Raw genomic sequence first — 22494 nt, 5'->3', positions numbered from 1 at the left:
TTCCTGTTCGTGCGTTGATGCCGCAACAATAGAAGGAGACGGCCATGTCCATGTCGCTCGAAGATCTGTCGCGCAAGATGAAGGAGATCGATTTCGCGATGCTGGCCATGCATACGGGCGGTGGCGCGATCGGATCGCGTCCGATGAGCAATAATCGTGAGGTCGATTATGACGGTAGCGCCTGGTTTTTCACGGAAGAGACCACGCTCATGGTGTCGGATATCAAGGCCGATCCGGCAGTAAATCTAAGCTATCAGGGCAAATCAGGCTTGTTGGGACAACGCCCCTTCTGTCTGGCGGTGGAAGGGACAGCCATGCTCATCCGCGACAAGGACCAGTTTGAAGCGCATTGGACGAAAGGCCTGGAACGGTGGTGGCCGCAGGGTCCGCAGACGCCTGGCCTCGTCCTGATCCAGGTGATTGGCGAGCGCGCGCATTATTGGGATGGCGAAGAGGAAGGCGAGCTATCGCTGGAGGGCGCTCACTGATGGTATCGGATGAGAAGCCCTCGCCGCGCCGGCTCGCGAAGGCCGGTGCAGTCTTTTGCGGCGTGATCATTGCCCTGTTCATCATCATATTCGTCGCGAGGAATGTCTGGCATGGCGAGGAACTTGAGCGGGATCAGGCCACTGGCAACAACGTCGCGACCGAGCATACCGGCCCATCCTATAACCAGCAGCCTTGAACCGGACAGCTTTCAAAGGAGCCTGGAAGCTGGCCCTGTTCGCTGGAGCCTAGCCTCTGCTAGCCTCCAGCGACATGAGAGCCTGAATAATAGCCAGATGGGTCAGTCCTTGCGGCATGTTGCCCAGATATTGGCCTGACACAGGGTCGATCATTTCAGGATATACGCCAGCTGTGGGCGCCAGTCCCTCAATCGCTTCGGCAAATGCCCTGGACGCCGCTTCAGGCTGGTCGAGTAGAATTTTGGCCTCGACCATCCAGAAGGTGCAGGCGAGGAAGCAGCCTTCTTCTTTCTCTGCTCCCGAATAGCGATAATGATAGGGTCCAAAGCCGAGCTCCCGATCGATCGCCTCGACCGTTCGACGCAGGCGATCCCGTCCATCGAATCCAAAGCGCACAGCAAGGGCGAGGGATGCATCGAGGCGATCCGAGCCTGGATAGAAACTATAGGCGCCCAGGCTCTCGGACCAGCAATGTTCCGTTATCCAGGCCTCGATCCTGTCTCGTTCGCGTGACCAGCGATCGCGGCAAGTCGTCGGCAATTGTCCTGCGTCAGCCAGCTCGACGGCGCGGGCCAGAGCCTGCCAGCAACTGATTTTCGACATGGTATAATGCTGCTCCTGGGCAAGCTCCCAGATGCCGCTATCCTTCTGGCGCCAGATGTCCGCACATTGATCGGCAAGATGGGCCAATATCTCTGCGCTGCGCGCGTCCAGAATATTGCCATGGTCTACGAAGCATGCCGCGGTCTCGAAGATATCGCCATAAATTCCATGCTGCCGCTGATCCGTGGCGCGGTTTCCAGCAACAACCGGCTGTGAACGGCGATAGCCGGGCAGGTCGACTGTCCGGACGTCTGAAGCTGCGCCGCCCCAGATCGAATAGCAGACGCGCGGCCCCACTTCCTCGATTTGCTTGAGCAACCAGGTCAGAGCAGCCTTAGCCTCCGCCTGGGCACCAACGCGCAGGAAGGCGTTGATGGTATAGCCTGCGTCGCGGACCCAGGCGAAGCGATAGTCGTAATTTTTCGGTCCGCCAATCCGTTCAGGAAGAGAGGTGGTCGCCGCTGCTGCGATCGCTCCACTGGGCGAAAAGAGCAGGAGTTTGAGGGCCAGGGCACTTCTGACCAATGCCTCCCGACATGGTCCGTCACATTGGACCGTCTTCGCCCATGTGCGCCATTCGTCATCCGAGCCATCGATCCGGGCATCTATTTCGTCAAGCGAAGGCGCAACCAGCGGCTCGTCTTCGCCCGCCACGATCGCGAGCAGCTCCCTCCGGCCCGCCTCGATCGTCAAACTTGCGGTCGCCCCACTATCGCCCAGATGCTCGATGATCACGCCCGATCCCCGCAGAAAGAGACCCAGCACGCCGCCGACATGGAAAACATCATGGCCACCGACTTTCTGCATATAGGGCGAAGCGGTTCCCGCCCGATGGCCAAGCCTCAACGCGATGTCGAAATGTACCGAGCCTTCCAGCCCCTCGATACGTCGCGCCAATTCGCACCAGGGCAAGCGCCCCGCAGAACCGCTGTTGAGCGTTTCGACCATTCGCGCCTTACCGCCAGCGGTCGTGAATATAGTCTCGAGGACATTACTCTCTGGACGATATGCCCGCTCGACCTCGAACGCTTCACGAGGCGTGATGGCGAAATAACCGCCCTCCTGCGGGTCAACCAACTTGTCGAACAGGGGCGGAGAATCGAGATTGGGGACACACCACCAGTCGAGCGACCCATCGCTACCGCTCAGGGCCACCGTCCGGCCATCGCCCAGGGCCCCATAATGTTCGAGATGGAGGTAGTTTTCCGCGTCGCGCCGGGGGCGAGCGTTGTCGAGCCGGATTATGTTGATAGCGACGATTCCCTTTAACTGATTGCAGGGGAGAACGCACGAGAGGCGGCCTGTTTTCCTGATCCAGATCAGAACTATGAATAAGATTGCCATCCTGCTGAGCCGGTGTGGAACTGGATGGCTCTGCGGCTCGTAGTTTGCCGTGTCGCCTAGAACGGCAAACTGGACTGTCGTCCATCATCCCCATCAGCAAGGAGCGAACATGGCAGAGCGTCTCACCATGCAGGACCCGCGCGCACAATATCCCAAGCCCCCATTTCCCGAGCAGCCGCAACCGGTTCCCGGCATCGCCGCGAACATGGATCCCAAGCCTGATCATGGTGAGGAAAGCTATGCCGGCTCGGGTAAACTCAAGGGCCGCAAGGCACTGGTCACTGGCGGCGACAGCGGCATCGGCAGAGCCGCAGCGATAGCCTATGCGCGCGAGGGCGCCGATGTCGCCATCTCCTATCTTCCAAGCGAAGAGGAAGACGCAAAGACGGTCATCGCCCTGATCGAAGCAGAAGGCCGCAAGGCGGTCGCGCTGCCTGGCGACATTACGGACGAGAATTGGTGCCGCAAGCTCGTCGATGAGGCGGTGAATGGCCTTGGCGGGCTTGACATTCTTGTCATCAACGCTGGCCGCCAGCAATTTCGCGATGACGTGGAGGCCGTGAGCTCGGAAGATTTCGACCGCACGCTCAAGACCAATCTCTACGCCATGCACTGGATCACACAGGCCGCTGTGCCGCATCTTCCCGCAGGTGCGTCGGTGATCACCACCGCCTCCGTCCAGGCCTATGAGCCCTCTGCCATATTGCTCGATTATGCCACGACAAAGGCGGGCATCGTCGCTTACACCAAGGCTCTGGCCAAGCAGCTGATCGAAAAGGGCATCCGGGCAAATGTGGTTGCCCCCGGTCCATTCTGGACGGTCTTGCAATCCAGTGGCGGTCAGCCGCAGGACAAGGTCACCAAGTTCGGTGAGCAGAGCCAGTTCGGCCGCCCTGGTCAGCCGGTCGAGATCGCGCCCGTCTATGTGCTGCTGGCCTCGCAGGAGGGCAGCTATATCACCGGTGAAGTCTATGGCGTGACCGGCGGCGCAGGGATCGCTTGAAGCGAGTATGGCCCCGCGTCACCGCGGGGCCAACGTCCCGACAGATATGGTTCTGAGAGGTTAACGCCGGGCCGCCACCTCAAGAAGGAGCGGCACGGCCAGAGGCCTTAGTCGCGCAGGCTATCGGGAACCACGCCGCCATTTTCAGCGAGTTTCGCCATCACTGCCCTGTGCAGCGCGATATTCTGCTCTGCGCTGCCGTCAGCGCCCTCATGAACAGCCAGCTCGTCGGCCAGTTGCTTGCGCGCTGTAAGGCTGGAATCGAGATCGAGGAGCTTCAGCAGATCGACGATCGAACTTTGGTAATTTCCACCGCCGCCCCTAGCGTCGGCCATGGCCGAAAGGACCACGCCGACATCGACCTGCGGCAGCGAGGCTGCCTCAGGTGAGGCGGTGGCCGTGGCGGGCGACGCAGGGGGCGTAATGGCTGGCGGGGTCGGGCTGGCGGTCTGAACATTCGTGGCCGGTGCAGGAGCGCCATTGCTTGCCTTCTGGTCATCATGACCAAAAATCTTGTCTCTGATCTTACTGAAGATGCCCATGTTCCTGTCCTCCATGTGATGGTTCAATCATCACCAAACGGCGGGTGGCAAAGAAGGCTCCCATGGGAACGAGCTTGGACGCGGAGGGTTGACGTTCCGACAGAGGATGATCCGGGAGACGATCGATGAAAATGCAGTTCGCGACGGTGGCGATATCATTGGCAGCGCTGTTACTTGGCGGATGCGGCAAGAAGGTCGATACGACGCCCAACAACGCCGCGGCAGTGCCGATGAACAGCGTCAACGCCTTCGAACCGGCGCCGGTTGCGGAGAGCACAGGCCAGATGTTCGCCAATGCGGCAGCATCGAACGATACATTCGAAATCGAAAGCTCGAGATTGGCGCAAGCCAACAGCCAGTCGACGTCCGTCAAGAAATTCGCGGAGTCGATGATCAAGGCGCATACCGATTCAACGGCTAAGCTTGGCCAGGCTGCGAGCGCCGCGTCCCCGGCTATCGTGCCCAAACCAATCCTGACTTCCGAGCAGCAACAGTCACTCGATGCGCTCAAGGGCAAGAAAGGTGCCGACTTTGATGCCGCCTATATCGAAGCGCAGACCAGGGGACATCAGGAGACGCTCGACACGCTCAAAGCCTATTCGGCCAATGGTGACGTCCCCTCGTTGAAGGAGTTCGCGACCAAGCTTGTTCCCATCGTCACCGCACATCTCAACATGGCGAAGGGTCTCAAGTCCTGAGCGAAGGTTCCTTTTTCAGAATTTCTGCGTGTACGGACGGGCCATGGCGGTGATCGCCCATGACCCGGCTCCCTGCCCCTTCGATCTTGCATGAGGCAGATCGAAGGGGCTTTTGGCCCTGCCAGCAAATGCCGCGTCGAGGAAATCGCGCGTTCATCCTCATGAAGGCACCCGACACGCAACGCGGCGACGCCTTCATATTCTTACATCAAGAGCGCGGGCCAATCTCAGGCGGCCGCATCGCGGAGGATGCGAGATAATACCGAATACGGTTTATGGAGAAGCGGAAATCCGTGCCCGCTATATTCGGCCAGGGCATGGCCATAGCCGCTGGTGAGCACTATTGTCTTGTCGGGCCAGCGCGCACGGATTTTCTTGCCCAGTTCCACGCCATTCATGCCCGGCATGACGACATCCGAGAATATGATATCGACATCGTCGTGAGCGATTTCCAAAATGGCGATCACCTCGAGCGCATCGGCTGTCCGTTGGGTTACAAACCCCGGATCGCCAAGCAGTTGAGACGCAAATCGGCCGATCTGGTGGTGTCTGGTTATGATTGCCCATGGAGCAGGAATTCACGCGGCGCCTTTACGTCTCCGCGTTTCCCAACCCTTTTTCGCGGCAGCCGACCGGTCGGAAGCGCTCTGGCTGGAACCGCCTTTGCGTCCGCCCTTGCGCGAACTGTCATGATTTTCAGCCTTGCCGCGTCCGGAACCCGATTTGTTTCCGCCGCCCGATTCCTTATTGACCGTTGCCCAGGCGCGGCGCTCGGCCTCCTTGTGGGAAACGCCGCGATCCTCATAGCCCTCTTCGATATGGGCGGCCTTGCGTTTCTGCTTGTCGCTATAGCTCGACTTGTCACCTTTCGGCATCGCATCTCTCCTTATTCGGCATCGGGTAGCTGCGCATTTGACGGCTCATGGAAAGGGCAGCCGTTCAACCGCCCGCGCAGCTCGGACGACGCAGCATAGGCCACTTTGCGCGCTCGCATCACCGCACCGAGCGGACGATGCGCCTTGATCCCATGCCAAGGATTGAACGCTGTCTGATCGTCGAGCACCCGCGCTCTGCCCCAAGTCCAGCTCGGCTGTGGCGCAATGCTGATGACCGCGACCGCAACATAGGGATTGTCCTCGTCAGGCCAGGCAACCGACGCATCCTCGATCGGATTGGCAGCAAGATCACGGGCAAGCTGAACGCGTATTTCCCATTCACCGCCTTGCGCCGCCAGCAGGCTGGCAATCTCTTCGCGCAGCGCATCGTCACGACCGGCGATGTCGATTTCCTGATCTTCGAGCGCCTTGAAATTCTCTGAGAGCGGGACGACGCCAAGTTTGGCGATATAGTCGCCATAACGGATCGGCGCCTGGGTGAAGAAGCTCTCGCCAAGGGGGTGGGTGTGGCGATGGCCGCCAAGCTGTTCGAGCAAGGCACTCTCCCCGCCCAGTGCTTCGACGCCCTTCTCGGCCGTTCGAAAGACGGCAGATACTGCCTTCTTGAGTCCTTCGACCTTGTCGGTGGTCTTGGCGAGCAGCTTCAGGTTCGCGAGGAACTTCTTTGGACCCGGGGTCGGAAAGGCAACACCATTGGCGAACAGGAAGTCCTGTGTACTGTCGCCTTCGCTCCCTGCCAGCCGCTCGCCTTCGACGCCGACGAGCTTGATGGCAAAGCCACGGATCAATGAGACGCTGTCAGGCAATATATCGCCAGCACCAGTGGATATTCTTACCAAAGCATCAAAGCTCTTCGGCTCGGCAAAAACGCCTTGCGCGTAGTGAGGCGGCAATCCTTCAAGCACGCGAACGCGCGCCTGAAGGAGGGCATGGCTCTTGGCATGGACACCGCGAAACCCGTGGCCCAGATCACGATATGTGGTCTCGATGATCTGGCGGAAAGTGTCCGCCAGTTCGGCATTTACGTCCGCCTCATCCTGGTCAATCCGCTCGATGTCGGTCGTATAGGGGATCGGGCTGCTCATCGGGCCTCCGGCGATAGTTTGAAACATCTCAATCCGGGCGCGCGTTGTCGCGATCCTCGGCCGGATAATCCTCGGGTTTTACCGTGCCGACATTGGGCCGGTCCTCCACCTTTTCGGAGGGTTTCCCCTTGGGCCGATCATCCTCAGCCTCATGGTCCGGACGGGCATCGCCGAGCGGTCCTCGCGCTACTCTACTGGTATCCTTGGACATTCTGGCCTCCTATTGCGCACTGCCGGGCTCAGCCATCTTGCGATGCTGCTCAGCCAAAAACGATTGTCGCACTATACCCGCTGCTGCGACCTGCAGCTTGTTCGAAAAGCCCGAAACGATATGGCCCTTTCCCGCCAAGAGCGCGTCCCAGCCATCCTTTGCAACCTTGGCCGGATCGGCCTTGTTGTCGTCGGCACCCACTGAAGTGTCGGTTCCCAGGCCGGCGCGGTCGAAAAATTCCGTATCGGTCACGCCGGGCATCAGCGTCGTCAGCGTGACGCCCTCATGATCCTTGAGTTCATTGCGCAGCGCTTCGGTGAAATTGTCGATGAAAGCCTTGGTGCCGTTGTAGACCGCGTTGAAGCTGCCGGGGATGAATCCAGCGATCGAGCCAGTGACGAGGATCTTTCCCGCATCGCGCGCCACCATCGGACTGAGCACCTTGTGAAGGAGGTAGATGGTCCCGGTGATGTTGGTGTCTATGACATGGCGCCAATCGGATAGCTGCTGGTCGAGAAACGCATGTCCCAGGCCATGCCCGGCATTGGCGCAGAGCAAGTCCACCTGTCGCCCGCCGGCACGATCGAGCAATTGATCGACGCCCTGTACGGTAGAAAGATCGACCTCGAGCGTATCGACCGCGACACCAAAACTTGCGAGTCCAGCCGAGGCATCGGCAAAGGGCGTGTCGGCAACCACGAGGAGATCATAGCCATCTGCGGCCGCCAGTTTTGCCAATTCAGCGCCAATCCCGCTGGACGCGCCGGAGATGATTGCGAATTTACTAGCCATGTCTTTTCTCCTCACGCCGCAACGCGATCAAAGGCGGGCTTCAGCACGATCTTGGTCACTTCATTCTGCTGGTCGTGGAACATCTTGTAGCCCATGGGAGCATCCTCCAGCCCCATCCGATGCGAAATGAGGAAGGTCGTGTCGATCTTCCCTTCGACGATCGCATTCAAAAGTGCGGGCATATAATGCTGGACGCTGGTCTGGCCGGTCTTGAGCGTCAGCCCTTTCTCCATGAAGGCGCCCAGCGGGAATTTATCGACAAAGCCGCCATAGACGGCCGGCATGGAAACGCGGCCGCCCTTGCGGCAGGCATGGATCGCCTGTCGGATCGAATGGGTTCTGTCGGTACCAAGAAACATCGACGCCTTGATCTGATCGACCACATTGTCGAGGAAGAAGCCGTGCGCTTCGAGGCCAACGGCGTCGATGACTGCGTCGGGACCGATGCCGCCAGTCATCTCCATCAGCGCCTCATATGTCTTCGTTTCTTCATAGTTGATGGTTTCCGCGCCGAAGCGCTTCGCTAGCTCAAGGCGATGCGGGAAATGGTCGATCGCGATCACCCGATGCGCGCCCATCAGGAAGGCGGACTGGACCGCGAACAGGCCGACCGGTCCGCAGCCCCAGACCGCGACGGTGTCGCCCGGCTCGATATCGGCATATTCGGCCGCCTGCCAGCCGGTTGGGAGAATATCGGAGAGGAAAAGGACCTGGTCATCATCCAACCCATCGGGAACGACGATCGGCCCGACGTCGGAAAATGGCACACGGACATATTCGGCTTGCCCACCTGCATAGCCGCCGGTCAGATGGCTGTAGCCGAACAGTCCGGACATTGGTTGGCCATACATTTCCCGGCCGATATCCTGATTGTCGGCGGGATTGCCGTTATCGCAGGCGGAATATTGATGCTTGCCGCAATGGTAGCAGTTCCCGCAGGCGATGGTGAAAGGCACCACGACCCGCTGCCCCTTCTTCAACGTCGATTTTGCACCGGTCTCGACCACTTCGCCCATGAACTCATGGCCAAGGATGTCGCCGGCTTTCATGGTCGGGATGTAGCCATCATAAAGATGCAGGTCCGAACCGCATATGGCGGTCGAGGTGATCTTGATGATGGCGTCGCGCGGATTGAGGATTTCAGGGTCGTCGACGGTATCGACGCGGACATCATGCTTGCCGTGCCAGGTTAGCGCGCGCATCAGTTCTTCTCCTCGGCAAATTGCTGTGCTGTGCGGGCGGCAGTGGCGACCTCGCCGGTTTCCATGAGCTGCTTGAACCGCCGCAGATCGCGCCGCGCCTGAATGGCCGGTTCGCGCTGGAACATCTTGGCGACGATCTTGCCGATGAAGCCGGCGGGCGGATCATAGGTGATGGTAGCCGTGACGATCGTGCCGCGCTCGCCCGCGTCGCGAAATTCGATTCGACCGCTATTGGGGACGTCAGCGCCTTCGACAGAAGCCCAGGCGATCAGCTCACCGTCTATCTCTTCGGTGATGACCGCGTCCCATTCTACGGTCTTTCCCGCCGGCGCCTTCACCACCCAGTGGGAGCGTCCAGCGGCGAGGACGTCCACGCGCTCCACATTCTCCATGAAGCTGGGCAGCCGGGTGAAGTCGCGCCAATAGGCAAAGAGGTCGGCGCGAGGGCGGTTGATGGTCACGGACTTGCCAATGAGGCTTCCATGATCCGCCCCCTCGATTGCGGTTGAAGCCTCTTTCTTCTGCTCGTTCGACTTTGCAGTGGCCGCAGGGGCATCGTCTGTCGCATGACTCATGGGCATAGCTCCTTGGGCATGGGAAATAGGCTGCGCCAACATGGATGGGCGCAGCAAAAGCGAGCCTTGGTCTCGCCGCTACTCAACGCGACTGCCGCAGCAATAGTCCCATAAACACGGGGATAAATCTTATTGATGGAGATCAGTGTTGGAGCCACAGCGGGCGCCGGGTTGCGCGATAAACGGCCGCACGAGGGTCTTCAGGCGTGAATGCCCTGCTCTCTGGCACTGGAACGGACGGTAGCCTGGACCGTTCGCCTGGGCGTCCCCCACCAGTCGAGGAGTGATCCATGAAAACCGTGATATTCGTCCATGGCATGTTTCAAAATCCTGTCAGCTGGCGCAAATGGACCCACTATTTCAGCGAGAAGGGCTATGAGTGCGTGGCACCGGCCTGGCCGCTTCACGCAGGAAACCCACTCGATCTGCGTGAGAACCCGCCTGAAGGTCTGGGCGACCTTCGCCTTCGCGAGGTGATCGAAGCGGTCGAGGCCCAGGTGCGTCGTTACGACCTGCCGATCATGATCGGTCATTCGGTCGGCGGGCTCATCACCCAGATCCTGCTCAGTCGCGGATTGCTGTCGAGCGGCGTTGCCATCAATTCGGTCGCCCCCAACGCAATTATCGATCTCGATTGGGGCTTCATCAAAAACAGCGCGATCATCGCAAACCCTCTGAAGGGCAATGCGCCTGTGCTCATGGACGAGAAGACCTTCCGTGATGCGTTCGCCAATAGTTTGAGCCCACCGGACGCAGCAGCCGAATTCGAGGCGACGGCGACGCATGACAGCCGCAACATTCTGCGCGATTGCATGGGCGAAGATGGCCGGATCGATCTCGATGCGCCGCACGCGCCCCTGCTGCTGATCGGCGGTGAAGAGGATCAGATCATTCCCGCACATCTTAGCGAGAAAAATTTCAGGGCCTACACGGACGTAGCGAGCCTGACGGAGTTTCTGCCCTTCGCCGGCCGCAGCCACTATATCTGCAATGAACCGGGCTGGCAGGATGTCGCGGAAGCCGCCTACCAGTTTATCGAGCCCAACAGCGCCGCAACCAGCGCCGGCGCGATCATCTGATAGCCCCCGCCGGCCCGAAGGCGAGCGCCGTGCGAACCGGCGCAGACTTGTCCATTCGACCCCGGACCGCTGCACCCGGGGTGTTACGTGGCAATCTTTACCGACGGTCCGCGAGCCAGCAAGCCGTCACCCAAAGGATCATGAGGATTGGAAGATGGTCATGGTGCGGAACAACGGACTGACGCTCGTCCTGCTGTTGTTGTTTGGGGCGAGCATTATCGGACAATGGATCGCGGGCTGGCATGTTCAGGTCGAAGATGCGCACCGTCATGGCGAACAGGCGCTTTCGCTCAGCGCCTACAGCTTCAGCCCCGAATTTCTCTCCAGCGTCTTTGAGAATTGGGAGAGCGAGTTCCTGCAAATGTCAGCCTATGTGGTGCTGACCGCTTTCCTCGTCCAGCGCGGTTCGGCCGAATCCAAGGACCCGGACGGCCCGCCGCGAGACGCAGACCTCGATCTCCAGGCGAGCAAGCCCGGTGCACCGAAAATCCTGCGATGGGGGCCAATCTGGCGCGCTCTCTATGCGCAATCGCTCGGCCTGGCTCTGGCCGCCCTTTTCGTCATCTCTTTTGTCATCCACTGGAGCCAAAGCGCCAGGGTGGCAGCGCAGGATGCAATAGCACATGGAGAACAGCCGCTGACAACGATAGCCTATCTCGGCGATCCTCAGCTTTGGTTTGAATCCTCCCAAAACTGGCAAAGCGAATTTCTCTCGACTGCCGTTCTGGTGCTTCTATCCATTTTTCTGCGCCAACGGGAATCGCCGGAATCCAAGGCTGTAGCAGCCCCTCATAGTCAGACGGGCGAGTAAGCAGATGTGGATGGCTCCATACTCCCGGCCTCCTTCCTTTTTGCGAGTCGTTAGCGAGGAACCATAATTGGTGCCGACTGCTTCATTGGCCATCACCCCATAGGAGAATTAGGATGGCCGAGCCGCAATTCACCGATGCGATCGCCCTGTTAAAGGCCGACCATCGCAAGGTCGAGGATCTGTTCGAGAAGTTCGAGAGTGCCAAATCCGCAGACCGCAAGCAGGCGCTGGCGCACGAGATTTGCGTCGAGCTCAAAATCCACACGCTCATCGAGGAAGAAATCTTCTATCCCGCCTTCCGCGGGTTGATCGAGGACGACACGCTCGACGAAGCCTATGTCGAACATGATGGCGCCAAGGTGCTGATCAACGATTTGGAGGCCGGGTCGCCAGACGACGCTTTCTACGATGCAAAGGTCAAGGTGCTTTCGGAAGAAATCAAGCATCATGTCCATGAGGAGGAAATGCCGTCGGAGGGCATGTTCGCTCAGTGTCGGAAGACGGATGTCGATCTTGTGGCACTCCGCGACGCGATGGCTGCACGCAAGAAGGAATTGCTTGCGCAAGCAAAGGCAGACGGGCTGCCCGCTGCAAAGCCGACAGCTGTGAACCTGCTCGCAGCCTAATCAGCCGGTAAAACGCAATGGGCCGGCGTCTGAAAATGGCGACGGCTCATGTCTTGCAACCGCCATCCGACGCGATCCTTCACAGGAGCGGTCAGCCTCTCCGTGTAGCAAGACTCCGCCTGAAGAGCGCTGGCGACATCTCCCCCGATATACTTGCAGATGGCGCTGGCGAGTTCCAGGCCGTCCCCGGAAATTGGGGGAAGGATATGTTACAGCAGCAATGCCCCTTTCCGCCATGTCGAGGCCGCGATCTGCGCTCACATTCCGGCACAGATATGGGCGGTATCGTAAAGGTCGTGAAGAAACCTCATTTGCTCCGCCTCTCGTCAAACTCCGCCGGTGCCGCGGGCCATTCTCCCTCGGGAAGCGGTGCCAAACGATCGAACCACGCGCGTGAGCGCAGCAGGGTCAGCCGAGCACTGGCAAAGTTCATATCCGTCCAATCCACAGCGCGAAGCTCTTCATCCACGCCCGCCCAACCGCCAGACGCAACCACGACGTAACTTACCCTGCCGCTCTCGCAGGACACGAGGGCTTCGACTGCATGTCCGATTGTCTCGCCTTCAGCATCAACGACCGGCATGCCAGCGACGCTCGTCGCGGTGAAAAGCGTTGGATAGAGGGACCGCTGGCTTGCCAGGGTGGCGGACTTACCGCCATCTTCATAGGCGCGCTGCTTGCCAAGCCAGCGCCAGACGCCAATGAGATTGACCAGAGTTAGAAATCCGTTGGTGGCAAGCAGATTCGTCTGTCCCGAAGAGAAACCGACTATCGACCAGGCGATCGATCCCAAGGTGAAGACCCCGAAACCCCAGCCCGTGACGCGTGCGCCCAGATTGGCTGCGGTCATCATGGCCGCAATCATGGTGGCGGCAGGGGCAATCCAACCGGCGAGATCTTCCAACTCTGGTAGCTCCATGATCAATAGGTGAGAAGCGACCAACGCGAGGCGGTCTAGCTGGTGCCGGATCGAAGGCAGATTTCTGAGATTTCTCTTTGCATATACGGCGGCAGCGGTTTTGCCGAGCAGGGGCCGTACCAGGCCCGCGAGAATAAGCTCCGCTGGTGGAAGGGGCATTTGGCGATGGTCGCGATCAAAAACGCTCCGAACAATTCATAACACGGCGCCCAACGCCTGAGCGCTCCGTGTATGACTCGCGTAATTCCGGTGCCAGTGTCGATCGGCGTTCCTGCGCAAAGGTAACTGAGGGTCATAAAGCAGGAGATGGCGCTAGTCCGCTTCAGTCGATGCTGCGCAATTGGCGATCTGCCTCGTACGCATCAGTCGATAACAGTGGAACCTCACGCGATGTCGCGCGCTCCTCTGATCTCAACAAGGAAGCAGGTTATGATCACGGAAATCATCGGTGCGGTCATAGGGTCCAAGCTGGACCAGCGGGACGGCGACAGCGGCGCGAAGGGAGCCGTTATCGGTTACTTCATGCCGCGCATTGTCGGTACTGTGGTAAAGGTCGGTCTGCTGACCGCCATTGGGTACGGCGTTGTGAAAGCTGTTCAGGGTTTCGAGTCAGAAAATGATGCAAACTGCTGATAGCTTGGCAACAGTGCTGCGCTGAGCCATTCGCCGGAGGCACGCGCTGCCGATGTACGGAGTGTCAAATCTTCGAGGTGGTGGTCATGGAAGAGGATTATGCGCGTGGCCGCCGGGATGGTCTGAGGCTGGCCCTGTCGATCCTGGCGGCAGAAGAGGCGAAATGGGCAGCTCTGCTGGGCGAGAGCCGATCATGGCGAACCAACGTCACGCGTGAGGTTCGGCACAAGACATTGCAGGTTGCACAACAGCGGCTGCGTACTGCGCTAAACCGCCTGACGCCCAAATCCGACCAGGCCCTGGACCCCGAGGTCGCTCGGGCACTCGAGGAGATCGGGCTCTAATCCTGATCCTGTCATGACCCACCACAAGCTGAAGCTTTCCTGGAAAATCTGCACTGGCTGCGGACCCTCGTTCATCTGGCGCACGAGATGGACGCGGTATTGGGCGCGGGTAGATTCTGTTCCGAGCGTTGCTGCCCGCCTGGCACCGCCTCAGGCCGGGCACCATCCTTACCTGACCCGATGACCTCTGACATTGCCCTTGAGCGGATAGAGAATGCGCGAAACAAGGTTTTACATTTGCTCGCCGCCGCACGGGCCAGGCGACAATCTGTCCAAGCGAGGTCGCACGGATGGTTGCCGGTAAAGCGAACGCTGATCCCAAAGGGCCCTCGTGGCGTGAAGAAATGCCGGTCGTCCACGCCGCAATCGATCAGCTAGTAGCCGAAGGGTTGGTCGAACTGAGTTGGAAGGGAAAAGTCATGGCGTCGCGCGATGGTCCCTATCGGATCGGCCGTATGCAACCCATGAGGTGAAATCTGCTCAGCGCATGAGGCCCGCAGCCCGGAGCGCATCGTGGATGACTTTTTCTACGCCTGCCTTCCCTGACATGGTCGGGCATGAAGGTTCGGAGGGCAACGCTTCCAATCGATTTACCTTTGATACCGGCAGACTCGGTGTGCCCTCCCGAGCTTTGCCGACCGATTGCGCGACAGTGCGCTCCGTGCCAGCTATTAACAGGTTCCAGGACGATGCGATCCTGCGAGTGGATGAGATACCCGCTTCGAGCATATGCGGCATTGCCATGCCGCAAGCATCCGGCCCGCTCGTGGAGAGTGGTGTGCCGTGGCCCATCTTGGCAATGCGATAATCCTCGATAAGCGGGCGTCCGACTGCATCGTTCCAGGAGCGCCTGCGGTGGCCCGCTATCTGCTCTGAAACGTCCGGTGCCGGCTCAAGACCGTGGACCGACAACCACTGAGCAAGAATTGCCTCTGCATTGGAACTGCTGACTGTCGCATCGGCGCTGCCGTGCCATATCGAAATGCGTGGCCAGGGGCCGGAATGGGCCGACGCGCGACGGACCCGATCACCCAGATCCTCCGCGTCGAAAGCTCCACATCCGCGCATGGTTTCAAGCGCCTGCGAGATATTCGACGCCAATCCGTACGGCAGGCCGGCGATGATCGCGCCGCCCGCAAACAATTCCGGGTAGCTGGCAAGCATGACAGAGGTCATTGCGCCCCCTGCTGAAAGACCTGTCACGAATATGCGCGACGGGTCGACCCCATGGCTATTCACCATCGCCATGATCATCTGTCGGATGGATAGCGCCTCGCCCAGATCGCGGCCATTGTCTGTGGGAGAGAACCAGTTGAAACAGAGATTGGGGTTGTTTGCGCGTCGCTGCTCTGGAAATAGCAGCAGGAAACCGTGCTCATTTGCTAATTGTGACCAGCCCGCGCCGCGATCATAGCCTTCGGCGGTTTGCGTGCAGCCATGCAATATGACGACCAGCGCCGGTTTCTCAGCAATCTTCTCGGGCACATAGATTTTGGCGTTCAACGCGCCTGGGTTGGTCCCAAAAGCATCGAGGTCCACCAGGCGACTGGGACCAGCGGATAGAGCCTGGAGCGAGTGGCTGGCTCGCATGGCTGCCAATCGGGCGATTGTAGCGGATAATCTAGACATACGAAAATCTCCTATCCTGCAACAGCAGCCGTTCACTCGCGACAATTTGTTTATGCTGCACCGCACAATATGGGGGAGTTCGGCCAGCACGCAAGGCGTGGCGCCCTGATCTTCATAATATCGAGAGCAATATATTTGTCGGCATATTCATGGAGGCGCGTCGTGCGAGCTAAGTTACGAACATGAGATAGGAGCGAGCGGTTGCCCGGCGCGGTCCGCGACTCCGCGCGCCAGGCCATGACGATACGCAATCAGTCTTGCTAGGCAGGAAGATGGCTTCGGCGCCATTCCACCCCAACGTAGGGCAACCGCCAGTCACTTGGGCGAAATGTCAGCCCTCTGTTCGGCATGGTGATAGTTACGGCTTTGTTCTGATGTCCAGTCTGCCGGTTCAACCTTTGAGCCCATCATCTCGGCTCGTGTCGGTGCGCGAAGCTGGACAAGCTTATCTCCTTGGCGCTGCACGATGCCCAGACGCTCAAACGCTTCAAGCCAGCCCTCCATCGGCCAATGCTTCCAGCGCGCATGGAAGCGCCGTGCATTTCGTACAATATCATCGAGATGCTGCAGCGGTGGATCATGACTGTCATGATATTGGTGACAGGCTATGGCCTCACCGACAAATAGCAGCTTCAGGCCAGCTGCCACTGCTCTGAACCCGAAATCCGTGTCTTCAGCGCCGTAGCCGATGAACCCTTCATCGAACCCGCCCAGCGCCTGGAACGTCGAGCGCCGCAGCGCGAAGGCAAGCGACCAGAACAGTCCGGCATTAGCCTCTTCTCTTAAGCCTTTGTCCGGAAATAAGCGCACCGGATGCGCGCGACCGCGCTTTAGCAAGTCTGTCTCGTTCCAGCAGTCGCGGGCATCATCTGGGCCAAGATAACGGATATCCGCACATAGAAGGGCATCATATTCGCTTAGGGTATCAGCCAGGATCCCAATGCACTGTCGCATGGGGATGCAATCGACATCCAGAAACACGAGCCTGTCATGACTGGCCAGCGAAGCTGCTCGATTTCGCGCCGCTGCCAGCGGGAGGCCGTTGGCCTCGAATTGATCAATATGCACGCGAAACTGAGCCGGTGGCAATGTGACCGGTTCATCGCTCATATCGACGACGATCAGTTCATTGGGTTGACGATCACTCCGCTGCAAGCCGGCTACAAGCTGCGCCAGATGCAGGCTACGGTTGCGAACGATGGTGAGGACGGAAACGCCCATTAGCAGCGTTTCCACAGGTCTAGTCGATATGTGTCGTGCCGTTCGGCCAGCTCCACTTCGAAATTCGAACCGAGTTCGGTCCAAAGAGCCTCGACCGCCTCGTCGCCACTATGAGGGTAATCAGTCTCTCCGGTATAATGGACAAGGATTATACGGCCGCCGGCAGCAACCTGATCGCGCAACCATTCACCTGCCCGATCAAGATCTACAAGGTCCCAATAATAAGCGACCTCGGACAAAATGACGAGGTCGTAGCCTTCGCCATCCGGTGTATCGTGCGGAAAGGCCATCTGCGCGAGCGTGACGCCAGGACGGTCGCCCACCCGCTCTCGCGCCTTTGTGAGCGCCTTGGTGCTGATATCGATTGCCAGCAGGCTATCGCACATTGGCGCCAAATGGCTGGTCAGAACACCATGGGCACAGCCGATCTCAAGCGCACGGGCATATCGGCGGTCCGCCAGGACATCATGGGTATGGGCGAATTTGGCGGCTTCATATTTGCTGGATGCAAGATCCCACGGATCATCATTTGAGGCGAATATGTCATCGAAATATTCCGCCTTGAGGCTGGTGACGGTCATTGTCGATCCCTTCTCAATGTCAGTATGTCCCGTGCGGGCATGCGCAGCTTCTCGCGCGGGAGCCTGAAGCCATCGCCCATCATCGGCGACATCTGGCTGCGATGCGCCAAAAGCGCCTGTCGCCTGCGTCCAACAGCCATGGAAGGCGTCGCAATCCGTCGGGCAAAGGGCGGCGGATCGCTCCACACATGATAGGCGAACAATGTGACTGGCCGCTTTGCCCGGCGCGTCGCCGCCTTCGCAAGTCGATAGGCGGCGACATGGTCGCAATGCGTTTCGCTGTAGTCGGACACTGCAATCGCATCGATCCGGCGCCAGCGGATGAACGCTGCCAGTCTATCGGCATCTCGGCTGAAAATCTGGCTATCGACAGGATGGGGTTGGGCATCGCGCCACCCCATCCAGATCGCCGGGGCGGCGGCAGCATTTAATCTCCCAATGGCGTGCCGGGCTTCCTTGCGCCGGGTGATCGCAACGCGCGGCGTACCTTCGGGGTGCGATCCCGCCCCGTCGGTCAGGTAGACGATAGCGCCTAATCGATCTCTGGCGGCGCAATGCGCTATCAGCGCGCCGGCCCCCAGCGTCTCATCGTCAGGATGGGGTGCCAATATGAGCCAGCGCGCCTGCGACCAGCGGCTGCGCGAAAGAAGCTCGGTGTTCACCACAAGCGTTCGCCCTCAACCCAGATATCGTGGTCGAGAAGTGCCTTGGCGGCCTCATCGCGGGCATGATCTGGACCTGCCTGCCGCAGATAGAGAGATAGGTCGCGGACGATCTTGTCAGCACGTTGCCCGTCTAGGGCACTTTGTGTCCCGAGGATCCGCGCGGCGGCCTCCATTACAATGAACCCGGCGTCCTCGACGACACCGCGTGTCATCCGAGCCACGGCGACGGCATCGTCATGACCAGATGCGAAACGCTGTGCAGCTTCCGCCACCCAGAAGCCAGCGGTTCGGACAGCAACGGTGGCATCGGCGAACCGCGCGCGCTGGACAGGATCCTCGCGCGCCGCGTCGCGCATGGAGCGACGAATTTCTGTGACGAGCGCTTCAATTCCACCAAGCTGCGCGGCGCAAAAGCGCCATGCCCCGGCGGTAAAACGGGGATCCTGGTCATAGTCACCTGGCTTGCCCAGCAGCATGTCAGGTTCGACCGTTACGTCGTCCAGCACATAGCGTCCGCTCACGCTCGCGCGCATGCCTCGTACACGCCATCCTGACAGGTCCGCGCGGACTTTCTCATCAGCGCGAACAATGACGAGCCGACGGTGCTCGCCTTCACTCGCGGCCGTTACAAGCGCATAATCAAGCCCCCCAGCCCCGCTGGCAAATATCTTCTCGCCAAGTAGCGAGGGAACAGTCTCTCGCGTCAATCGGACGCCGGGAGATGGCTCGGTCGCCCAAACTCCGAACCATGCTCCGCGATCGAGGGCATTTGCCAGCCAGCGGAACTGATCGGGCACCCCATACCATTCGAACAGGGACAAAGCGTTGACATGGCCTTCGTAGAGCCGAGCAATGCTGAGATCGCCGCGTCCCACTTCGCGCAAGGCCTGCGCCATCGCACGGCAGCGCGCTGCCTCGTCTTCGAAGGGAAGGCCCCCGCATATTTGGGGGGCAAACCAGCGATGGTGCCCGCTTTCGATCAGGGCCGACATGCTCTCGCAGGGGAAGTTGGGTGCCGCATCATAGCGCGCGCCCAATATTGCCAGCCGATCGACAATATCGATCGTTCCGGGGTCCTGACTTTGGATATCGGGGATCACGTAGCACGACTCCTGTCTGCCGGCGATGTGCCGGCAAGGTCATTCAACCAGCGGGCGATGGGTTCGGCTCCACCTGTGTCCATCAGGCAGTCGGGCCAACATCTGGCGCGCTCGATCGCCTGATTGATCATTCCCGGCCAGTCGCCTGCTGGCGGCCATTCAAAGCATGCGATCGCGCCACCTACAGCCGAAAGCTTTTCCGCCTTCGATACCTGTTCGTCAAAGGGACGTGGTTCGGGCACGCAGATGAAGGGACGACGCGCGCTCAATACCGCGCTGACAACGCCGTCTCCCCCACCCCCGATAACGACCGCTGAGGCTGCGATCTGTGCATCGGCATCTTCGACCCATCCCCGTAATTCCAGATTGTCCGGAAAGGATGCAGGCGCCGTGCAGGGGCCAATGATGCGAAACTTACGCTCGGGTGTCGCACGGGCAATTTCGGCCCATCTATTCCCGTCAGAAATGCCGCCCCCTCGCCCAAGGACAATCAATACGTCGCCATCACGTTCAATTGCCTCGCTGCGCGCTGATCGGACAATGCCAGGAGCGTAGATGGTCTTTTTGCGGATCCAGCCGGGGATTTCATCATCGTCCAAAGCTTCATGGAAGGGGGCAAGCAGAGCAGTTGCCCCGCGGAAGGCTTCAAGATGTGCAGCATCAAGTCTTCTGCCGTTCAAACGGACATAAACAGTGGGCACGGATGCGAGACGGGCTAGCATTGCCACCTCGGCCGATACGTCTACCACTATCAGGCGCGGCCGCGCCTGCGCGATCCAGGCTGCTATCAGTGCGGTGCGCTGCCGGATTCCCTCATGGTCCAGCGGAGCATAATGGAGCGACAAAGGCCGCTGGGAGCCGTCGATACCCCAGAACCCATCATCGAGGCGGTCATCAGGCAGTTCAAGACAGGGAAGGCCTTCAGTCCGGGCCATCAGCCCGGTCCCCAGCAGCGTGACGCTCCCCAGCGACCGACAAAGTGCGATCGCGCGTTGACGGTGACCGTCGCCATGATGATGGACGTAATAGCCGATCGGGCGGCTCATGAGATAGCGGCCGGCCTCGGAAGCGGCATGTCACAGGGCAATGCAGGCAGGGTGCGTTCCGCCTCTACAAATGCCGCTGCGCTCATTTCGCGCCTGGCCTGAAACCGCCATCGTGCGCGCGCCTCCCAATGCGATAAAGCGGGGACGAAAGGTGTGTCTCCCCTCTGTGCGCAGCCCAGCCATTGCCGCATATCAGCCGACATGCCGCCATCGGCGCGCCCCACGGTGCGGGATGATGCCCGCGTCCATACGGCATTGGGGTGAACCAGTTTGCCGCCCACTTCGATCGCTGCTTCGACCAAGGCACGGTCCTCTCCTGTGCGAAGGAGTGGCACGCGGCCTGCGCGGATGTAAAGATCTGCCGATAGCGCAAGGCTCGCGCCCGTATGATCGCCATGCCGGGGCGGCATGTCCCAATCAACCGGATCGATCGCATCCTCGATTGCGCGCACCGTCCGCCAATAGGCCTCGAAGCGACGACGCAGCGAAAATATTTCCGGTGCTTGAGCGGCCTCCAACTCATCCAGTTCGATCCGGCCGCCAATGATCCGATCCAGGGCGAAATGCGCAAGGTTGGCATCGACCCAGTCTGCCGGAGGCCGGCAGTCAGCGTCTGTAGAAATCAGCATACCACGCGGGCCCACTAATTCGGCGCCAAGATCCATCGCGGCACGGCGAGCAGACCCGGCGTGCGCAAGGACGGGGTCGAACTCTCGCTGGATCATTTTGAGCGGGAAGCGGGCGTTGAAGCGCTGCGCGGCGTCGAGTGCGACGGCGTATGTCGCATCTTTGCTGTTATTGACGCAGATTGCGACAGCGAAGGGCGCCCCTGTTCCCTGCCGGGCCAAGGCTTTGATCAGGCGGCCGATATGCTCTGCCTCGTTGCGGGCCGGTACACAGATACAGACCTGCGTCATGCGACATCCGCGACAGGTGGGAGCCCAATATCCGGCGCATTCGGGATCGCGATCGGCGCCATCGCAAGATGCCGATACAAAGCCTCATATTCGTCGACCATGCGCCGCGAGCAGCAATAATGCTCGGCATATGCCCTGCAGGCGCTGCGCTCGAGTAGCGAGGCGGCAAGTACGGCCGATGCGAGAGAGGAAATATTGTCCGGTTCCGCGAGAACGCCGCAATCGGGCGTCAGGAGCGCAGGCAAGCCGCCACGCGCGAATGCGGCGACAGGGGTACCGCAGGCAAGCGCTTCAGCCACGACCAGACCGTAAGGTTCTTCCCAGCGCGGCGTGCAAAGGGCGGCGACGGCACCGCCTACAAGCTTGGACAACGCGATGTGAGAAAGATGCCCGACATATTCGACATCCCCTCCCAATCGGGGCGCGATGAGCTTATCGAAATAGCCCTGGTTCGAGATCGGTCCCGCGATCCGCAAGGGCAACCCCGCCAGACGCGAGGCGTCGATCGCATAATCCAGTCCCTTCTCGGGAACAATCCGGCCATACCAAATGAGATAGGGCTTCTGGTTGGCAATGGGCTGGTAGGGAAAATGCCTGAGGTCGATACCATTGGGAATGACGTGGTGGGCATGCGCAACATGGCGCCACATCGCGGCCGTCGCTTCGGAGACCGCCACATAGGTCATTGGTCCGCGATTGAGCCTGATCCCGCTCTCGAGCCAGCAGAAGGGCGGCGTATGGAGGGTGGTGACGACGGGGACCGACAATGTTTCGGACATGCTGACCGGCAGATAATGCAGGGAATTGTTGTGAATGAGGTCAAATGAGCGTGACCGCAACGCAGTCATCAGGTCCAGATAAGCATGGTGTTCACGAAAGAAGGCGACATCGTTCGCCTCGTCAATACCGGTCTCGAGAAGCGACGTTTCCTCGCAGATCGCTTCTAGCCCCAGACTTGGGTCGGATCGCGTCGAAGCGAAAAGGGTGACGTCATGGCCCCGTTCCCGAAGCGACCGGGCAAGGATATGCGTGTGCATTTCCAGACCGCCAGCGAATGGCTCGCCGATAGCATATTTCAGATGGGCTATGATGGCGATACGCACTCCACGCTCTCCCAGCGACGATGCGCGAGGATTGCGATCGGCAAGCGTTCAACACAAATGCCGCGATTAATTTCCTCAGATTCCGAATCTAAATACCAGAAATCTTCATAATCCAGATCAATCTATAACCTAGGTTTATTTTCCAAGGCGAATGCAACCGCGATTTGCCGTGTCCATTTTATG

29 protein-coding genes are annotated in these 22494 nt (G+C 59.7%); 11 read left to right on the top strand and 18 right to left on the bottom strand.

All coding sequences use genetic code 11. The annotated features are described in order from the left end of the window. Positions 1-44: 44 nt before the first annotated feature. Both ACUCV3_RS00995 and ACUCV3_RS00990 read left to right on the top strand, forming a co-directional pair. Positions 45-488: a pyridoxamine 5'-phosphate oxidase family protein gene (locus ACUCV3_RS00995; protein WP_026109733.1), complete on the top strand. Its 444-nt coding sequence runs from the start codon at positions 45-47 to the stop codon at positions 486-488. Beyond that, complete coding sequence (locus ACUCV3_RS00990) at positions 488-685, top strand: hypothetical protein (RefSeq protein WP_017503714.1); 198 nt, start codon at positions 488-490, stop codon at positions 683-685. Before ACUCV3_RS00995 ends, ACUCV3_RS00990 begins: the two co-directional genes overlap by 1 nt. A 49-nt stretch (positions 686-734) precedes the next feature. Here the strand turns inward: ACUCV3_RS00990 and ACUCV3_RS00985 are convergent, their stop codons facing one another. Next, complete coding sequence (locus ACUCV3_RS00985; protein WP_313326191.1) at positions 735-2633, bottom strand: glycoside hydrolase family 15 protein; 1899 nt, start codon at positions 2631-2633, stop codon at positions 735-737. Between the two features lie 109 nt (positions 2634-2742). On the opposite strand from ACUCV3_RS00985, the gene ACUCV3_RS00980 reads away from it, so the two are divergent. Next, the gene (locus ACUCV3_RS00980) at positions 2743-3636 is read left to right on the top strand and encodes an SDR family oxidoreductase (RefSeq protein ID WP_026109644.1); all 894 of its coding nucleotides are present in this window, start codon (positions 2743-2745) and stop codon (positions 3634-3636) included. Between the two features lie 107 nt (positions 3637-3743). On the opposite strand, the gene ACUCV3_RS00975 is transcribed toward ACUCV3_RS00980, so the two are convergent. Next, positions 3744-4178, bottom strand: coding sequence for a DUF3597 domain-containing protein (locus tag ACUCV3_RS00975; protein WP_026109643.1), 435 nt, complete (start codon positions 4176-4178; stop codon positions 3744-3746). Between the two features lie 125 nt (positions 4179-4303). Here ACUCV3_RS00975 and ACUCV3_RS00970 point away from each other — a divergent pair, with 125 nt between their 5' ends. Beyond that, positions 4304-4876, top strand: a complete 573-nt coding sequence (locus tag ACUCV3_RS00970) for a DUF4142 domain-containing protein (protein WP_017503310.1) — start codon at positions 4304-4306, stop codon at positions 4874-4876. Positions 4877-5103: 227 nt separating this feature from the next. Here the strand turns inward: ACUCV3_RS00970 and ACUCV3_RS00965 are convergent, their stop codons facing one another. Genes ACUCV3_RS00965 through ACUCV3_RS00935 form a run of 7 tightly spaced genes read right to left on the bottom strand, consistent with a single transcriptional unit; the run spans position 5104 to position 9637 of the window. Then, positions 5104-5415 (bottom strand): response regulator, encoded by a 312-nt coding sequence (locus tag ACUCV3_RS00965; protein WP_081600982.1) that lies wholly within the window; start codon positions 5413-5415, stop codon positions 5104-5106. Between the two features lie 39 nt (positions 5416-5454). Further along, positions 5455-5751 carry a hypothetical protein gene (locus ACUCV3_RS00960; RefSeq protein ID WP_017503308.1) on the bottom strand — a complete coding sequence of 99 codons (297 nt, stop codon included), beginning with the start codon at positions 5749-5751 and terminating at the stop codon, positions 5455-5457. 11 nt (positions 5752-5762) lie between these two features. Continuing rightward, positions 5763-6857, bottom strand: coding sequence for a catalase family protein (locus ACUCV3_RS00955; protein WP_017503307.1), 1095 nt, complete (start codon positions 6855-6857; stop codon positions 5763-5765). Between the two features lie 28 nt (positions 6858-6885). After that, positions 6886-7068, bottom strand: coding sequence for a hypothetical protein (locus ACUCV3_RS00950; protein ID WP_026109641.1), 183 nt, complete (start codon positions 7066-7068; stop codon positions 6886-6888). A 9-nt stretch (positions 7069-7077) separates the two neighbouring features. Further along, positions 7078-7860: an SDR family NAD(P)-dependent oxidoreductase gene (locus tag ACUCV3_RS00945; RefSeq protein ID WP_026109640.1), complete on the bottom strand. Its 783-nt coding sequence runs from the start codon at positions 7858-7860 to the stop codon at positions 7078-7080. 11 nt (positions 7861-7871) lie between these two features. Further along, positions 7872-9062 (bottom strand): zinc-dependent alcohol dehydrogenase, encoded by a 1191-nt coding sequence (locus tag ACUCV3_RS00940; RefSeq protein ID WP_017503305.1) that lies wholly within the window; start codon positions 9060-9062, stop codon positions 7872-7874. Then, a complete protein-coding gene (locus ACUCV3_RS00935) occupies positions 9062-9637 on the bottom strand; it encodes an SRPBCC family protein (protein ID WP_482240286.1) in 576 nt (191 codons plus the stop codon). Before ACUCV3_RS00935 ends, ACUCV3_RS00940 begins: the two co-directional genes overlap by 1 nt. Positions 9638-9927: 290 nt before the next feature. Between ACUCV3_RS00935 and ACUCV3_RS00930 the strand changes: the two genes are divergently transcribed. The 3 genes from ACUCV3_RS00930 to ACUCV3_RS00920 all read left to right on the top strand — a co-directional run bounded on the left by ACUCV3_RS00930 (position 9928) and on the right by ACUCV3_RS00920 (position 12153). Further along, positions 9928-10716 carry an alpha/beta hydrolase gene (locus ACUCV3_RS00930; RefSeq protein WP_017503303.1) on the top strand — a complete coding sequence of 263 codons (789 nt, stop codon included), beginning with the start codon at positions 9928-9930 and terminating at the stop codon, positions 10714-10716. Between the two features lie 154 nt (positions 10717-10870). Beyond that, positions 10871-11527: a DUF6766 family protein gene (locus ACUCV3_RS00925; protein WP_017503302.1), complete on the top strand. Its 657-nt coding sequence runs from the start codon at positions 10871-10873 to the stop codon at positions 11525-11527. A 113-nt stretch (positions 11528-11640) separates the two neighbouring features. Continuing rightward, positions 11641-12153 (top strand): hemerythrin domain-containing protein, encoded by a 513-nt coding sequence (locus ACUCV3_RS00920; protein ID WP_293922949.1) that lies wholly within the window; start codon positions 11641-11643, stop codon positions 12151-12153. Between the two features lie 307 nt (positions 12154-12460). Here ACUCV3_RS00920 and ACUCV3_RS00915 read toward each other — a convergent pair whose 3' ends face one another. After that, positions 12461-13018, bottom strand: a complete 558-nt coding sequence (locus ACUCV3_RS00915; protein ID WP_051035826.1) for a PRC-barrel domain-containing protein — start codon at positions 13016-13018, stop codon at positions 12461-12463. A 483-nt stretch (positions 13019-13501) separates the two neighbouring features. Between ACUCV3_RS00915 and ACUCV3_RS00910 the strand changes: the two genes are divergently transcribed. The 4 genes from ACUCV3_RS00910 to ACUCV3_RS00895 all read left to right on the top strand — a co-directional run bounded on the left by ACUCV3_RS00910 (position 13502) and on the right by ACUCV3_RS00895 (position 14522). Continuing rightward, positions 13502-13705, top strand: coding sequence for a hypothetical protein (locus ACUCV3_RS00910; RefSeq protein ID WP_017503140.1), 204 nt, complete (start codon positions 13502-13504; stop codon positions 13703-13705). 86 nt (positions 13706-13791) lie between these two features. Further along, complete coding sequence (locus ACUCV3_RS00905; protein ID WP_017503139.1) at positions 13792-14049, top strand: hypothetical protein; 258 nt, start codon at positions 13792-13794, stop codon at positions 14047-14049. A gap of 13 nt (positions 14050-14062) precedes the next feature. Further along, a complete protein-coding gene (locus tag ACUCV3_RS00900) occupies positions 14063-14233 on the top strand; it encodes a DUF2256 domain-containing protein (protein ID WP_375188345.1) in 171 nt (56 codons plus the stop codon). A gap of 82 nt (positions 14234-14315) precedes the next feature. Continuing rightward, positions 14316-14522, top strand: coding sequence for a DUF3253 domain-containing protein (locus ACUCV3_RS00895; protein WP_293922950.1), 207 nt, complete (start codon positions 14316-14318; stop codon positions 14520-14522). A gap of 7 nt (positions 14523-14529) precedes the next feature. On the opposite strand, the gene ACUCV3_RS00890 is transcribed toward ACUCV3_RS00895, so the two are convergent. The 8 genes from ACUCV3_RS00890 to ACUCV3_RS00855 form a co-directional block, all read right to left on the bottom strand. After that, the gene (locus ACUCV3_RS00890) at positions 14530-15639 is read right to left on the bottom strand and encodes an extracellular catalytic domain type 1 short-chain-length polyhydroxyalkanoate depolymerase (protein ID WP_445949892.1); all 1110 of its coding nucleotides are present in this window, start codon (positions 15637-15639) and stop codon (positions 14530-14532) included. A gap of 354 nt (positions 15640-15993) precedes the next feature. Then, on the bottom strand, positions 15994-16899 hold the full coding sequence (locus tag ACUCV3_RS00885; protein ID WP_293919451.1) for a glycosyltransferase family 2 protein: 906 nt from the start codon (positions 16897-16899) through the stop codon (positions 15994-15996). After that, positions 16899-17480, bottom strand: a complete 582-nt coding sequence (locus ACUCV3_RS00880; RefSeq protein ID WP_017503135.1) for an SAM-dependent methyltransferase — start codon at positions 17478-17480, stop codon at positions 16899-16901. The genes ACUCV3_RS00885 and ACUCV3_RS00880 overlap by 1 nt, the downstream gene beginning before the upstream one ends. Then, complete coding sequence (locus ACUCV3_RS00875) at positions 17477-18142, bottom strand: PIG-L deacetylase family protein (RefSeq protein ID WP_051035824.1); 666 nt, start codon at positions 18140-18142, stop codon at positions 17477-17479. Before ACUCV3_RS00875 ends, ACUCV3_RS00880 begins: the two co-directional genes overlap by 4 nt. Beyond that, complete coding sequence (locus tag ACUCV3_RS00870; protein WP_017503133.1) at positions 18139-19245, bottom strand: acyl-CoA dehydrogenase family protein; 1107 nt, start codon at positions 19243-19245, stop codon at positions 18139-18141. The genes ACUCV3_RS00875 and ACUCV3_RS00870 overlap by 4 nt, the downstream gene beginning before the upstream one ends. Beyond that, entirely contained in the window at positions 19242-20291 is a 1050-nt protein-coding gene (locus tag ACUCV3_RS00865) for a hypothetical protein (RefSeq protein WP_017503132.1), read from the bottom strand. The genes ACUCV3_RS00870 and ACUCV3_RS00865 overlap by 4 nt, the downstream gene beginning before the upstream one ends. Further along, positions 20288-21208, bottom strand: a complete 921-nt coding sequence (locus ACUCV3_RS00860) for a glycosyltransferase family 2 protein (RefSeq protein WP_017503131.1) — start codon at positions 21206-21208, stop codon at positions 20288-20290. Before ACUCV3_RS00860 ends, ACUCV3_RS00865 begins: the two co-directional genes overlap by 4 nt. After that, a complete protein-coding gene (locus ACUCV3_RS00855; RefSeq protein ID WP_017503130.1) occupies positions 21205-22311 on the bottom strand; it encodes a glycosyltransferase family 4 protein in 1107 nt (368 codons plus the stop codon). Before ACUCV3_RS00855 ends, ACUCV3_RS00860 begins: the two co-directional genes overlap by 4 nt. Positions 22312-22494: the final 183 nt, after the last annotated feature.

Source organism: Sphingobium sp. VMM, from assembly GCF_056790315.1.
The sequence above is the reverse complement of the archived record's forward strand: the minus strand, read 5'-3'. Positions and strand labels throughout refer to the sequence as shown.

Coding starts and splice junctions, on each gene's coding strand:
- ACUCV3_RS00995 (WP_026109733.1), top strand. CDS start 45: ATGTCCATGTCGCTCGAAGATCTGTCGCGCAAGATGAAGGAGATCGAT.
- ACUCV3_RS00990 (WP_017503714.1), top strand. CDS start 488: ATGGTATCGGATGAGAAGCCCTCGCCGCGCCGGCTCGCGAAGGCCGGT.
- ACUCV3_RS00985 (WP_313326191.1), bottom strand. CDS start 2,633: ATGGCAATCTTATTCATAGTTCTGATCTGGATCAGGAAAACAGGCCGC.
- ACUCV3_RS00980 (WP_026109644.1), top strand. CDS start 2,743: ATGGCAGAGCGTCTCACCATGCAGGACCCGCGCGCACAATATCCCAAG.
- ACUCV3_RS00975 (WP_026109643.1), bottom strand. CDS start 4,178: ATGGGCATCTTCAGTAAGATCAGAGACAAGATTTTTGGTCATGATGAC.
- ACUCV3_RS00970 (WP_017503310.1), top strand. CDS start 4,304: ATGAAAATGCAGTTCGCGACGGTGGCGATATCATTGGCAGCGCTGTTA.
- ACUCV3_RS00960 (WP_017503308.1), bottom strand. CDS start 5,751: ATGCCGAAAGGTGACAAGTCGAGCTATAGCGACAAGCAGAAACGCAAG.
- ACUCV3_RS00955 (WP_017503307.1), bottom strand. CDS start 6,857: ATGAGCAGCCCGATCCCCTATACGACCGACATCGAGCGGATTGACCAG.
- ACUCV3_RS00950 (WP_026109641.1), bottom strand. CDS start 7,068: ATGTCCAAGGATACCAGTAGAGTAGCGCGAGGACCGCTCGGCGATGCC.
- ACUCV3_RS00945 (WP_026109640.1), bottom strand. CDS start 7,860: ATGGCTAGTAAATTCGCAATCATCTCCGGCGCGTCCAGCGGGATTGGC.
- ACUCV3_RS00940 (WP_017503305.1), bottom strand. CDS start 9,062: ATGCGCGCGCTAACCTGGCACGGCAAGCATGATGTCCGCGTCGATACC.
- ACUCV3_RS00935 (WP_482240286.1), bottom strand. CDS start 9,637: ATGAGTCATGCGACAGACGATGCCCCTGCGGCCACTGCAAAGTCGAAC.
- ACUCV3_RS00930 (WP_017503303.1), top strand. CDS start 9,928: ATGAAAACCGTGATATTCGTCCATGGCATGTTTCAAAATCCTGTCAGC.
- ACUCV3_RS00925 (WP_017503302.1), top strand. CDS start 10,871: ATGGTCATGGTGCGGAACAACGGACTGACGCTCGTCCTGCTGTTGTTG.
- ACUCV3_RS00920 (WP_293922949.1), top strand. CDS start 11,641: ATGGCCGAGCCGCAATTCACCGATGCGATCGCCCTGTTAAAGGCCGAC.
- ACUCV3_RS00915 (WP_051035826.1), bottom strand. CDS start 13,018: ATGATTGCGGCCATGATGACCGCAGCCAATCTGGGCGCACGCGTCACG.
- ACUCV3_RS00910 (WP_017503140.1), top strand. CDS start 13,502: ATGATCACGGAAATCATCGGTGCGGTCATAGGGTCCAAGCTGGACCAG.
- ACUCV3_RS00905 (WP_017503139.1), top strand. CDS start 13,792: ATGGAAGAGGATTATGCGCGTGGCCGCCGGGATGGTCTGAGGCTGGCC.
- ACUCV3_RS00900 (WP_375188345.1), top strand. CDS start 14,063: ATGACCCACCACAAGCTGAAGCTTTCCTGGAAAATCTGCACTGGCTGC.
- ACUCV3_RS00890 (WP_445949892.1), bottom strand. CDS start 15,639: ATGCGAGCCAGCCACTCGCTCCAGGCTCTATCCGCTGGTCCCAGTCGC.
- ACUCV3_RS00885 (WP_293919451.1), bottom strand. CDS start 16,899: ATGGGCGTTTCCGTCCTCACCATCGTTCGCAACCGTAGCCTGCATCTG.
- ACUCV3_RS00880 (WP_017503135.1), bottom strand. CDS start 17,480: ATGACCGTCACCAGCCTCAAGGCGGAATATTTCGATGACATATTCGCC.
- ACUCV3_RS00865 (WP_017503132.1), bottom strand. CDS start 20,291: ATGAGCCGCCCGATCGGCTATTACGTCCATCATCATGGCGACGGTCAC.
- ACUCV3_RS00860 (WP_017503131.1), bottom strand. CDS start 21,208: ATGACGCAGGTCTGTATCTGTGTACCGGCCCGCAACGAGGCAGAGCAT.